General features: G+C 40.5%; 9 protein-coding genes. 6 read left to right on the top strand and 3 right to left on the bottom strand.

Annotation, left to right across the window (positions count from 1 at the left end):
* The first annotated feature begins 184 nt into the window (after window positions 1–184).
* The 5 genes from OZP13_RS02705 (at window position 185) to OZP13_RS02685 (ending at window position 6,058) form a co-directional block, all read left to right on the top strand.
* A complete protein-coding gene (locus tag OZP13_RS02705; protein WP_281298570.1) occupies window positions 185–871 on the top strand; it encodes an ABC transporter ATP-binding protein in 687 nt (228 codons plus the stop codon).
* Between the two features lie 63 nt (window positions 872–934).
* The gene (locus tag OZP13_RS02700; protein ID WP_269242184.1) at window positions 935–1,504 is read left to right on the top strand and encodes a cob(I)yrinic acid a,c-diamide adenosyltransferase; all 570 of its coding nucleotides are present in this window, start codon (window positions 935–937) and stop codon (window positions 1,502–1,504) included.
* Window positions 1,505–1,665: 161 nt separating this feature from the next.
* On the top strand, window positions 1,666–1,887 hold the full coding sequence (locus tag OZP13_RS02695) for a DUF2795 domain-containing protein (RefSeq protein WP_007138072.1): 222 nt from the start codon (window positions 1,666–1,668) through the stop codon (window positions 1,885–1,887).
* Window positions 1,888–1,972: 85 nt separating this feature from the next.
* Window positions 1,973–5,320: a preprotein translocase subunit SecA gene (secA, locus tag OZP13_RS02690; RefSeq protein ID WP_281298569.1), complete on the top strand. Its 3,348-nt coding sequence runs from the start codon at window positions 1,973–1,975 to the stop codon at window positions 5,318–5,320.
* Between the two features lie 105 nt (window positions 5,321–5,425).
* Window positions 5,426–6,058 (top strand): hypothetical protein, encoded by a 633-nt coding sequence (locus tag OZP13_RS02685; RefSeq protein ID WP_281298568.1) that lies wholly within the window; start codon window positions 5,426–5,428, stop codon window positions 6,056–6,058.
* Window positions 6,059–6,125: 67 nt separating this feature from the next.
* Here OZP13_RS02685 and OZP13_RS02680 read toward each other — a convergent pair whose 3' ends face one another.
* The 3 genes from OZP13_RS02680 to hutH are packed head-to-tail and all read right to left on the bottom strand — an operon-like array spanning window position 6,126 to window position 9,724.
* Window positions 6,126–7,478: an inorganic phosphate transporter gene (locus OZP13_RS02680; RefSeq protein ID WP_281298567.1), complete on the bottom strand. Its 1,353-nt coding sequence runs from the start codon at window positions 7,476–7,478 to the stop codon at window positions 6,126–6,128.
* 36 nt (window positions 7,479–7,514) lie between these two features.
* On the bottom strand, window positions 7,515–8,159 hold the full coding sequence (locus tag OZP13_RS02675) for a DUF47 domain-containing protein (RefSeq protein ID WP_281298566.1): 645 nt from the start codon (window positions 8,157–8,159) through the stop codon (window positions 7,515–7,517).
* Window positions 8,160–8,209: 50 nt separating this feature from the next.
* Entirely contained in the window at window positions 8,210–9,724 is a 1,515-nt protein-coding gene (hutH, locus tag OZP13_RS02670; protein ID WP_281298565.1) for a histidine ammonia-lyase, read from the bottom strand.
* Between the two features lie 375 nt (window positions 9,725–10,099).
* On the opposite strand from hutH, the gene thrA reads away from it, so the two are divergent.
* The gene (gene thrA / locus OZP13_RS02665) at window positions 10,100–12,547 is read left to right on the top strand and encodes a bifunctional aspartate kinase/homoserine dehydrogenase I (protein ID WP_281298564.1); all 2,448 of its coding nucleotides are present in this window, start codon (window positions 10,100–10,102) and stop codon (window positions 12,545–12,547) included.
* The last annotated feature ends 36 nt before the right edge of the window (window positions 12,548–12,583 follow it).

The raw sequence follows: 12,583 nt of genomic DNA, 5'->3' as shown, positions 1-12,583 counted from the left end.
ATATAAGTACTAAAAACCTGTTTTTGCGTATTCAAAAGTTCGAAATGAATCGAATTTAAATTAAAAAAAAATGTAACTAATTTAAAAAAAAGACTACTTATCAATAATTCAAAAGTCTTTTGTACTTTTAAACCAAACTTTAATGTCACGCTAAGGCTGATAAAGCACTAAATCTTGTATAAAAATGTCAAAACCATTAATAAAAATAACCAATATCAAAAGAGATTTTGTTCTTGGAAACGAAATCGTGTATGTACTCAAAGGCATCGATTTAGAAATTAAAAAAGGGGAATACGTGGCACTTATGGGACCTTCGGGTTCCGGAAAATCAACCTTGATGAATCTTTTGGGATGTCTGGACACGCCTACTTCGGGAACTTATATCCTCAACGGAAAAGACGTGAGCCAAATGCACGATGATGAATTGGCCGAAATCCGCAACAAAGAAATAGGTTTTGTATTCCAAACGTTCAATCTTTTGCCAAGAACAACGGCATTGGACAACGTGGCCTTGCCAATGATTTATGCTGGATATTCCAAATCCGAAAGAAGAGCCCGAGCTACCAAAGTTTTGGAACAAGTCAATTTGGCCGACAGAATGGACCATCAACCCAACCAACTTTCGGGAGGACAAAGACAAAGAGTTGCCATTGCAAGAGCCTTGGTCAACAAACCTTCCATCATTCTTGCCGATGAACCCACCGGAAATTTGGACAGTAAAACATCCGAGGAAATCATGAATCTTTTGGAAGAAATTCATGCCAATGGCAATACCATTATCGTCGTAACCCACGAAGAAGAAATCGCTGCCCACGCAAAGAGAATTATTCGTTTGCGAGATGGAATGATTGAAAGCGACACTTCAAAATAGTTTGTTTGGTTAGTCGGTTATACGGTTAACCGATTAAAACATTTAACCGATTAAACAACAAAAATGAAAATCTACACAAAAACCGGCGATAAAGGAACCACGGCACTTTTTGGCGGAACGCGAGTTCCAAAAGACCACATCCGCATAGAAAGTTACGGCACGGTTGACGAATTGAATTCCCATATTGGACTAATTCGGGATCAAGAAATAAATCCGCATTACAAAAAAATCCTGATTGAAATTCAGGATCGATTGTTTACCGTGGGTGCTATTCTCGCCACTCCGCCCGAAAAAGAAGTGAAGAAAAATGGCGAATTGCGACTGCAAAAACTCGGAATTGTGGAAAGCGACATCGAATTGCTCGAAAAGGAAATTGACACAATGGAAGAAGCACTTCCGCCAATGACCCATTTCGTTTTACCCGGCGGACACACTACCGTGTCATATTGTCATATTGCCCGCTGCGTTTGCCGTCGTGCAGAACGTTTGGCCGTGCATTTAGACCACAATGAAGCCGTAGCCGAAATCGTTATTATGTACTTAAACCGACTTTCTGACTACCTTTTTGTATTGGCACGAAAGTTGTCGAACGATTTGAACGCCGAGGAAGTAAAATGGATTCCGAGAAAATAGCCTTGAGTTTTCAGTCGCAATTTCAGGTTCAAAACTTGAAACATTAAACCTTAAACTTGAAACAAACAACACGTTCTTAACTTTAATTAAAAATAAATGAATTTTTACTTGTCTTTTTCAGTAAAAAATTTATTTTTGCACAAACCTAAAATAGACAAAAGATGTATTGGACATTAGAATTAGCATCCTACCTAAGCGATGCACCGTGGCCTGCTAACAAAGATGAACTTATCGACTACGCTATTAGAGCTGGAGCACCATTAGAAGTAGTGGAAAACTTACAGTCAATAGAGGATGAAGGGGAGATATATGAATCGATGGAAGAAATTTGGCCGGATTATCCTACTGACGAAGATTATCTTTGGAACGAGGACGAATATTAAAAAAATATCTCAAGAAAAAAGTCTCGAAAGAGGCTTTTTTTTTGTTTAAATTTACACACATTTATAAATAAAACACAAACATATCATGAGTTTCATAAATAGCATTATCAAAGCCTTCGTGGGTGATAAATCGCAGAAAGATGTCAAGGCTTTACAACCTTATTTAACCAAAATCAAGACTTTCGAAAGTGGATTGGCCGCATTGTCCAATGACGAGCTAAGAGCCAGAACGGTCTTCTTCAAAGAAAAAATAAAACAAGACCGCTCTGAAAAAGATGCTAAAATTGCTTCACTCAAACTGGAAGCGGAAAACGTTGAAGACATTGACAAACGTGAAGACATTTACGTAGCCATCGATGCCTTGGAAAAAGAAGCTTACGAAATCTCGGAAAAAACCTTGATGGAAATCTTGCCGGAAGCTTTTGCCGTAGTAAAAGAAACCGCCAGAAGATTCAAGGAAAACACCCAAATACAAGTAACCGCAACGGCCAAAGACCGCGAACTTTCGGCTACGAAAACTTATATTACATTGGACGGTGACAATGCCATTTGGTCCAATTCATGGAGTGCTGCCGGTAAAGCCATTACTTGGGACATGATTCATTATGACGTCCAATTAATTGGTGGAATGGTCTTGCACGAAGGTAAAATTGCCGAAATGCAAACTGGGGAAGGAAAAACATTGGTGGCCACCTTGCCGCTGTACTTGAATGCCTTGACCGGAAACGGAGTGCATTTGGTAACAGTGAATGATTACTTGGCCAAACGTGACAGTACTTGGAAAGCGCCTTTATTCGAATTTCACGGTTTGACCGTGGATTGTATCGACAATCACCAACCCAATTCCGAAGGTAGAAAAAAAGCCTACGATGCCGACATCACTTACGGAACAAACAACGAGTTTGGTTTTGATTATTTGAGAGACAACATGGCGCATTCTCCAAATGATTTGGTACAACGCAAACACAATTATGCCATTGTCGACGAGGTCGATTCGGTATTGATTGATGATGCCCGTACACCCTTGATTATTTCTGGGCCGGTTCCGGAAGGAGATCGTCATGAATTCAATGAATTGAAACCAAAAATCGAAAACTTGGTGGCGTTGCAAAGACAATTGGCCAATGGTTTCCTGTCGGAAGCCAAGAAATTAATCAAGGAAGGCAATACAAAAGACGGAGGTTTTCTATTATTGAGAGCGCACAGAAGTTTACCAAAAAACAAAGCGTTAATCAAATATTTGAGTGAAGAAGGAATCAAACAATTGCTTCAAAAAACCGAAAACGCCTATATGGAGAACAACAACAAGGAAATGCCGAAAGTGGATGAAGCCTTGTATTTTGTAATCGAAGAAAAAAACAACCAAGTAGAATTGACCGACAACGGAATTAAATTCCTTTCGGGAGATACCGACAGCGACTTTTTTGTGCTTCCAGACATTGGAACCGAAATTGCCGCCATCGAAAAGAAAAACTTGGATAAAGACGCCGAAGCCGAAGAAAAGGAAAAATTATTCCAGGATTTCGGAGTGAAAAGCGAACGTATCCATACTTTGACACAACTTTTAAAAGCCTATTCGCTTTTCGAAAAAGACGTGGAATACGTGATCATGGACAACAAAATCATGATTGTCGATGAGCAAACCGGTCGTATCATGGACGGTCGTCGTTATTCTGACGGTTTGCACCAAGCCATTGAAGCCAAGGAAAACGTAAAAATCGAGGACGCAACCCAAACATTTGCAACGGTAACCTTGCAAAACTATTTCAGGATGTACAGCAAATTGGGCGGTATGACTGGAACAGCCGTTACGGAAGCTGGCGAGTTGTGGCAAATATACAAATTGGACGTGGTAGAAATTCCTACCAACAGACCAATGATGCGAAAAGACAAGGAAGATTTTATCTATAAAACTACCCGTGAAAAATTCAATGCCGTAATCGAGGACGTAACCGAATTATCGAAAGCCGGAAGACCGGTTTTGATTGGAACAACATCCGTGGAAATTTCGGAATTGTTGAGCCGAATGTTGAAAATGAGAGGTATCGAACACAACGTCTTGAATGCAAAAATGCACAAACAAGAGGCGCAAATCGTGGAAGAAGCAGGAAAACCAGGAGTGGTAACCATAGCCACCAATATGGCGGGTCGTGGAACGGATATTAAACTGTCTGCCGAGGTGAAAGCTGCCGGTGGTTTGGCCATCGTGGGTACGGAACGTCACGATTCACGTCGTGTGGACCGTCAGTTGCGTGGTCGTGCCGGTCGTCAAGGAGATCCGGGAAGTTCCCAGTTTTATGTTTCGCTCGAAGACAACTTAATGCGTCTATTTGGTTCCGAAAGAGTAGCCAAAGTAATGGACAGAATGGGATTGCAAGAAGGTGAAGTGATCCAACATTCGATGATGACCAAATCTATCGAAAGAGCCCAGAAAAAAGTGGAAGAAAACAACTTTGGTGTTCGTAAGCGTTTGTTGGAATACGATGACGTGATGAATGCCCAACGTGAAGTGGTTTACAAACGCCGTCGTCACGCTTTGCATGGAGAACGTTTGAAACTCGATATCGCCAATATGTTGTATGACACCTGCGATTTAATTGTAAGCGACAACAAACCGACCAACGATTTCAAAAACTTCGAATTCGAATTGATTCGTTATTTCTCCATCACTTCCCCGGTTTCTGAAAGCGATTTCAGCAGATTGACGGATATAGAATTGACCGGAAAAGTGTACAAAGCGGCTTTGGCATTTTATACCGAAAAAACAGAACGCAGCGCGAGAGAAGCATTCCCTATCATCAGCAATGTGTATGAAGACAAAAACAACCAATTCGAGCGCATCATCGTTCCCTTTACGGATGGAATCAAATCCTTGAACGTGGTCACCGATTTGAAAAAAGCCTACGAAACCAAAGGAAACCAATTGGTTGCCGATTTTGAAAAAAACATCACTTTGGCCATTGTCGATGAAGCCTGGAAAAAACATTTACGCAAAATGGACGAGTTGAAACAATCGGTTCAATTGGCGGTTCACGAACAAAAAGATCCTTTGCTTATCTACAAATTCGAAGCTTTCAAATTGTTTAGTTCCATGCTGAACGGCATCAACAAAGAAGTTATTTCGTTCTTGTTCAAAGGGGATTTGCCGCAACAAGTGGCTGCTCCTGCAATTCAAGAAGCCAAAGAAGTGCGTCAGAAAGAAGACTATACTACCAGTAAAGACGAAATTGTTTCCAGCGAAAGCGCCAATCGCGAAGCAGGACAAACGCAACAACGTCATGTTACGGAAACCATTGTTCGCGACCAACCAAAAATCAATCGCAACGACAACGTAACCATCAAACAAGTGGCTACCGGAAAAACCGAAACGATGAAGTTCAAAAAAGCCGAAACTTTATTGGCTTCAGGAGAATGGGTCATCGTTCACGAATAAAGTTCCGAATAATTCAATCCCAAAATAATTCAATCCCCAATTGCAAAAGTAGTTGGGGATTTTTTTACATTTGATTTTTAACTAACCATTTAACCAGCTTCTAAAATGAAACTAAAAAATCTTGCAATACTCTGCCTTTTTTTATCAACTATCACTGCTTTCAGCCAAAATTTTGAAGGCAAAATAAGCTACGCCAACGCATTCAAAAGCAAAAACGCACAAATTACGGACCAACAATGGGCAGCAATGCTGGGCACAACCCAAGAATATAGTATAAAAGGAGGCGATTACAAGTCTATCACGAATGGAACTTTTGTGCAATGGCAACAATACAGCAATAAAGACAACAAACTTTATATCAAAATGGCCAATTCTGAAATCCTCCTCTGGAATGACGGAAGCATACAAGGCGACGAAGTTTTAAAAGTGGAACTAAACAAAAAAGTAACGGAAATTTTGGGTTACAAATGCGACGAATTGATTTTGACCTGCAAAAGTGGCGTACAAAAATATTATTTCAACTCAAAACTTTCGGTGGATGCAAAACTGTTTGCCAACCACAAATTCGGCAACTGGTTTGACTATTTGTCCAAATCCAATTCATTGCCCTTAAAATCAATTATCGACACCGCTCAATTTACCATGGAAAGCATTGCAACGGAAGTAAAACCAATGAAATTGGAAGCCGCAATGTTTGAACTTCCAGCAGGAGTCAAGACGGAAAAAAGTCCATTTTAAAACAAAAAATCCCCTCAACATTTATCTGCTGGGGGGATTTCTTTATAAATGAGTTTTTTTGCAAGTACTAAAAGAACAAACTAAGCACGTAATAAACAAAGGCAGCCAACAATCCCGAAACAGGAATCGTCAATACCCAAGCCCATAGTAAACTTACAGTCACGCCCCAACGAACGGCCGAAACACGTTTGGTCAAACCAACTCCGATAATAGAACCTGTAATAGTATGTGTGGTACTTACCGGCACTTTAAAATGTTCCGTAAAGTAAAGCGTCAAAGCTCCCGCAGTTTCGGCGGCAACCCCTTCAAATGAGGTTACTTTCGTGATTTTGGAACCCATAGTTTTTACGATTTTCCATCCACCACTCAAGGTTCCAATGGCAATGGCTGAATAACAAGCCAAAGGAATCCATTCCGGCATTGCACCTTTTATCCCTTTATCGTCATCCGGAAGCACTACTTGCAACCAATCTGGAAGATTCATAAGATCACTATGGCTGGTTTTGATATAAACCGCAACTGCAGCCGCAATGATACCCATTACTTTTTGCGAATCGTTTCCACCGTGTCCCAAACTAAAGGCAGCGGATGACAACAATTGCATTTTTTTCAAAACGGCATCGGCTTTGTTCATGTTCAAACTGCTAAATACTAAAGCGAAAGTTGAAATAGACAGGATGATAAAAGCAACCAAAAACCATTTGATATTGTGCGATTCAAATACGACACTCCAAAAAACGGACGATTCGAAACGAGGTTTCTCGATTTTGTCAAACGGGATCATTTGGCTATAAACAAACCAAACTGATGCTATCATCAATGCGATGGTAAACAACTTGGGCAAAATGCTTTTCTTGGAAGCATTCAACAACCAAATAGAAATCAAATACGAAATTAAGGCTCCCAACAAGGGCGCCAAAACGATAAACACAATGATGATGACAACTCCTGAAGGCATTCCACCATCTTTTCCAGCTTTGTACCAACTTACAATATTATACCAATGCCTGGTTTCTGGCACGTTATCTACCATAATAGTATAATCCGAAAATCCATGCATGGCGATTGCATGGGCTATGGCTGCACCCGCAAAACCTCCAATTAAAGTATGTGACGAACTCGAAGGAATTCCTTGCCACCAAGTGATTAAATTCCAAATAATGGCAGCAACGACTCCCGCAAGAATCACGGTTAAATTAATCTCGCTTGCATTGGCTGTTTTGGCGACCGTGTTGGCCACTCCCAAACCAAAAACCCAGTAGGCCAGAAAATTAAAAAAAGCTGCCCAAAGTACCGCTTGAAAAGGCGTCAGCACCTTTGTGGCGACAACCGTGGCAATGGCATTGGCGGCATCATGAAAACCATTAATGTAATCAAAAATCAAGGCCAATACTATAATAACTATAAGTAAAGTAAACATAATTTGAATGGATAGATTGAAAAATTCCCGAAATTATTACGAATGTTTTACAGTAATAGATTCTAAAACACTCGCTACTCTTTTACATTTATCGGTGGCTGTTTCCAATACAGACAATACTTCTTTGTATTTGATAATGTTCTTGGCGTCAGTTTCGTTTTCAAAAAGATCGGCCACGGCTTTATCATAAACATTATCCGATTTAGCCTCTAGTTTGCTGATTTTGGCACAAGCAGAAGTGATGTTCTTCATCTTTTTCAAATCTCGCAACTCTTGAACGGCAATATCAATATGCTGGCAGGCCTCAAGATTAATCTCGGTCAATTTTCTAATGGATTTCGTAATCTTGTCCACTTGGTACAAACGCATTCTACTGGCGGCACCATGAAGATTGTCGGCTACATAATCTATTGAAGTAATCAAGGAGTGAATGTCTTCCCGGTCGAACGGTGTAATGAAGTTTTTGCTCAACTCAAGATTGGTTTGACGCGTGATGTCCTCTCCTCTTTGCTCTAATTCGTCTATTTTTAAAAAAAGTTCGTTTCTTTCTTTCAATGGAAGATTGACTGCTTCGTGCAAAATGGAAGCCAATTGAACTAAGTTTGCTGATGCTTCCTCAAAAAGGGGAAAGAATTTTTTGTCCTTTGGGACCAAAAATTGAAAAATACTATTTATTGACATTTTATATTTTTTTTTATGGAGCAAAATTACTGCTTTATTTTACGCCAATGTTAAGTAATTGTTAACAAATCGTCTTCGATTTCAAAACTATTCAAAAAAGTAATTGTTTTCTCAATATCGTAATGCAGGATTCGATCTTCTTTCACCAAAGACACTTCCTCGCGATAGGCTTTTAAAAACATTTCGATAAAATCGCCCGACTCCAATGGCCTTCTGTATTCAATGGCTTGAGAAGCACTTAGCAATTCGATGGCCAAAATACGCTCCAGGTTTTCCATCACTTTCAAGGCTTTAGTCGCTCCATTGGCCCCCATGCTCACGTGGTCTTCCTGACCGTTGCTCGACACGATGCTGTCCACGCTGGAGGGCGTTGCCAATTGCTTGTTCTGGCTGACAATGCTGGCAGCCGTGTATTGCGGAATCATCAAACCTGAATTCAAGCCGGGATTGTCCACCAAAAAAGCAGGAAGATTTCGCAATCCCGATACCAATTGAAAAGTTCTCCTTTCGGAAATACTACCCAATTCCGCCAAGGCAATGGCCACAAAATCCAGGGCCAAAGCCAAAGGTTGTCCGTGAAAATTCCCCCCGGAAATAATCTGGTCGCTTTCGATAAAGATATTAGGATTGTCCGTAACCGAATTGATTTCGGTCTTGAAAACTTTCTTCACATAATCAATGGCATCTTTCGATGCGCCGTGAACCTGCGGAATACATCTAAAAGAATACGGATCCTGAACGTGCTTTTTCACTTGGCTGATAATCTCGCTGCCTTCCAGAAATCCTTTTACCCGATTGGCCGTCACGATTTGCCCTTTGTGCGGACGAATAAAATGAATCAACTCGTGAAATGGCTCTATCCTACCGTCGAATGCTTCCAAGGATATCGTTCCAATCAAATCCGCAAAATAAGAAAACTTGTTGGCCTTCATTAAAATATGCACGCCATAAGCACTCATAAACTGTGTTCCGTTTAGCAAAGCCAATCCTTCCTTGGATTGCAAAACAATGGGTTCCCAATTAAACCGCTTCAAGACCTCGCTGGAATGTACTTTTTTGCCTTCAAAATTCACTTCTCCCTCGCCCAATAAAGGCAAGGCCAAATGGGCCAAAGGTGCCAAATCACCGGAAGCACCCAGCGAACCTTGTGTATAAACTATAGGCAAAACATCATTGTTGTAAAAATCTACCAAACGTTCCACGGTTTGCAACTGAATCCCGGAATGCCCGTAACTCAAGGATTGAATCTTGAGCAACAGCATCAATTTGACAATCTCGGCCGGCACTTCGTCTCCCGTTCCGCACGCATGCGACTTGACCAAATTTTCTTGAAGCTTCGAAAGATTTTCTTTGGATATTTTCACGTTGCAAAGAGCCCCAAAACCGGTATTGATGCCATAAATGGGTTTTGTTTTAGAAGCCATTTTCTTGTCGAGATAATCCCTGCATTTCTGGATATTAACCCTAGCTTCATCTGATAACGCCAGTGATTTATGAAACGAAATAATTTCTTGGAGGGTTGCCAAGGAAAGAACTTCGGTGCTTATATAATGAGTGTTGTCCATTTAGTTTTACGCTTTTAAGAGACCAAAATTCAATAAATCAATATTAAAAAGCAAAATTTCAAGGTTAAAATAATCCATATTCTTTTTTTAGCCTAGTGTTTTTTAAAATATTCGTAAAAACAGGACAAAAGGTTTTGTAGTTTTATAAAAAACTGTACTTTTGAAAAATCAAATGGCAAACAACAGCAACACATATCACTCTTCGATAACTACCCAAATCTGGGCAGTTTGTGCTATTGCCACCACCACTACAACTACTACTACCCTTTAGGGGTATACATTTTTACATATAATCCAGTTTCCATACTTTTTTCCAAATGAAGAGAGTTCATAGGTGTATAAAAAACATTTGCATTTTTAAATAAAAACAACAAAATGAAAGTATTAAAATTTGGCGGAACTTCAGTAGCCAATGCACAAAATATTAAACTCGTTTTAGATATAGTTCTCAACAAAGCAAAACAAGACAAACTGGTTGTGGTTGTTTCCGCTTTTACAAAAGTAACCGATTTACTGGTTCTCGCTTCCCAAAAAGCCGCTTCAAACGACGAAAGTTTCAAGGAAGTCGTGGCCGAAATCGAGAAAAAACATTTGGATGCCATCAAGGAATTGATTCCCGTAAGCGAACAAAGCAGTTCTTTGAGTCACATCAAGAGAATCATAAACCACCTCGAAACCTTGTTGGACGGTTGTTTCCTCCTTGGCGAATTATCCCCGAGAACTTCCGATACCATTTTAAGTTTTGGCGAATTGTTGTCGTCCTACATCATCGCCGAAGCCCTAAAACAACACCATAAAAACAGCGGCTACAAAGACAGTCGCGAATTGATAAAAACCAACGACAATTATGGCAAGGCGGCCGTAAATTTTGAGGTTACCAATGAATTGATTGCCGATTATTTTGCTTCGAATGAAGCGCAAATAGTGGTGATTCCAGGATTCATAGCTTCGACAAACGAAGGCATTGGCACCACTTTGGGTCGTGGAGGTTCGGATTACACCGCCGCCATCATCGCTGCTGCTTTAGATGCAACCGAATTAGAAATCTGGACAGACGTAAACGGAATGTTTACCGCCAATCCAAAAATCGTGAAACAAGCCCAACCCATTGCCAACATTTCCTATCAGGAAGCCATGGAGTTGTCGCATTTTGGTGCCAAAGTATTGTATCCACCAACGATTCAACCGGTTTTGAGAAAAAATATTCCAATTCTCATCAAAAATACTTTCGAACCAGAAGCCGAAGGAACTCTTATTTCGGATAAAGAGGTATCCAACTCCAATCCGGTAAAAGGGATTAGCCATATCGAAAACATTACCTTGATTACGCTCGAAGGTTCGGGAATGATTGGTGTTGCCGGTTCTTCCAAAAGACTTTTCGAAGTGTTGTCACACGAAAATATCAACGTGATTTTTATCACCCAAGCGTCTTCGGAACACTCGATTTGCATTGGTATATTAAATTCCGATGCCGAAAAAGCCGAAAAAGCCATCAACAAGGCTTTCGCCAATGAAATAGCGCAAAACAAAATCGACCCTTGCATCGTGGAATCAAACCTTTGCATCATTGCTTTGGTGGGCGAAAACATGAAAAACCACCAAGGTTTGAGCGGAAGAATGTTCAGCACTTTGGGTAAAAACAACGTCAACATCCGTGCGATTGCACAAGGAGCTTCCGAGAGAAATATTTCGGCGGTCATCAACGAAAGAGACGTCAAAAAAGCATTGAACACGCTGCACGAAAACTTCTTCGAGGAAAACACCAAACAATTGAACTTGTTTGTAATGGGCGTTGGAAACGTGGGCGAAAAATTTATCGAGCAAATCAGCCAACAAAAGAAATTCCTGAAAGAAAACCTGAAAATAAACCTGAGAGTCGTTGCGGTTTCCAATTCCAGAAAAATGTATTTCGACGAAGACGGAATTCCGTTGAAAGACTGGCAATCGCTATTGGAAAAAGGAGAAACTGCCGACAAGCAAGCTTTCATTGCAAAAGTAAAAGCATTGAATTTACGCAACAGTATTTTCGTGGACATCACGGCCAATCAAGAAGTTTCTGAAACATACGAGCAGTACTTGAAACAAAACGTTGCCGTGGTGACTTGCAACAAAATTGCCTGTTCATCGGCTTACGACAACTACAAGAAACTGAAAAATCTTTCCCGTCAATTCAATGCGCCTTTCTTGTTCGAAACCAATGTGGGTGCAGGTCTGCCAATTATCGACACCTTGAAACACTTGATTGCTTCAGGTGATAAAGTAAACAAAATCCAGGCAGTTTTGTCGGGTAGTTTGAACTTCATTTTCAACAATTTCGACGAAAACAATTCGTTCCATGACGTTGTAAAAGAAGCGGGAGTACAAGGATTTACCGAACCAGACCCTAAAATTGACTTGAGCGGAGTGGATGTGGCCAGAAAGATTTTGATCCTGATTCGCGAAAGCGGTTACCAATTCGATATTGAAGACATTGCCAACAGATCGTTTTTGCCGGCAGAATGTTTGGCAACAACCAACAACGAAGATTTTTTCAAATCATTGATAAAAAATGCGGCTCATTTCGAGAATTTATTGGCCGAAGCCAAAGCCAAAGATTGTCGTTTGAAATACGTGGCCACTTTCGAAAACGGAAAAGCCAGCGTGGGCTTGGAATTCATCCCGAAAGAAAGTCCGTTCTACAATTTGGAAGGAAAAGACAATATCGTGCAATTTTACACAGACAGATACATCGACCAACCTTTATTGATAAAAGGTGCCGGTGCCGGTGCAGCCGTAACGGCTTCGGGAATTTTTGCCGACGTAATCCGAATTGGAAATATATAATAGACGTTGCGGTAGAGACGTTGCAATGCAACGTCT

The organism is Flavobacterium limnophilum (genome assembly GCF_027111315.2).
GTDB classification, from domain to species: Bacteria; Bacteroidota; Bacteroidia; order Flavobacteriales; family Flavobacteriaceae; genus Flavobacterium; species Flavobacterium limnophilum.
Note: the sequence above shows the minus strand (reverse complement) of the source record. Positions and strands in the feature narration are given on the sequence as shown.

Coding starts and splice junctions, on each gene's coding strand:
- OZP13_RS02675 (WP_281298566.1), bottom strand. CDS start 8,159: ATGTCAATAAATAGTATTTTTCAATTTTTGGTCCCAAAGGACAAAAAA.
- thrA (WP_281298564.1), top strand. CDS start 10,100: ATGAAAGTATTAAAATTTGGCGGAACTTCAGTAGCCAATGCACAAAAT.
- OZP13_RS02695 (WP_007138072.1), top strand. CDS start 1,666: ATGTATTGGACATTAGAATTAGCATCCTACCTAAGCGATGCACCGTGG.
- OZP13_RS02685 (WP_281298568.1), top strand. CDS start 5,426: ATGAAACTAAAAAATCTTGCAATACTCTGCCTTTTTTTATCAACTATC.
- OZP13_RS02705 (WP_281298570.1), top strand. CDS start 185: ATGTCAAAACCATTAATAAAAATAACCAATATCAAAAGAGATTTTGTT.
- hutH (WP_281298565.1), bottom strand. CDS start 9,724: ATGGACAACACTCATTATATAAGCACCGAAGTTCTTTCCTTGGCAACC.
- OZP13_RS02680 (WP_281298567.1), bottom strand. CDS start 7,478: ATGTTTACTTTACTTATAGTTATTATAGTATTGGCCTTGATTTTTGAT.
- OZP13_RS02700 (WP_269242184.1), top strand. CDS start 935: ATGAAAATCTACACAAAAACCGGCGATAAAGGAACCACGGCACTTTTT.
- secA (WP_281298569.1), top strand. CDS start 1,973: ATGAGTTTCATAAATAGCATTATCAAAGCCTTCGTGGGTGATAAATCG.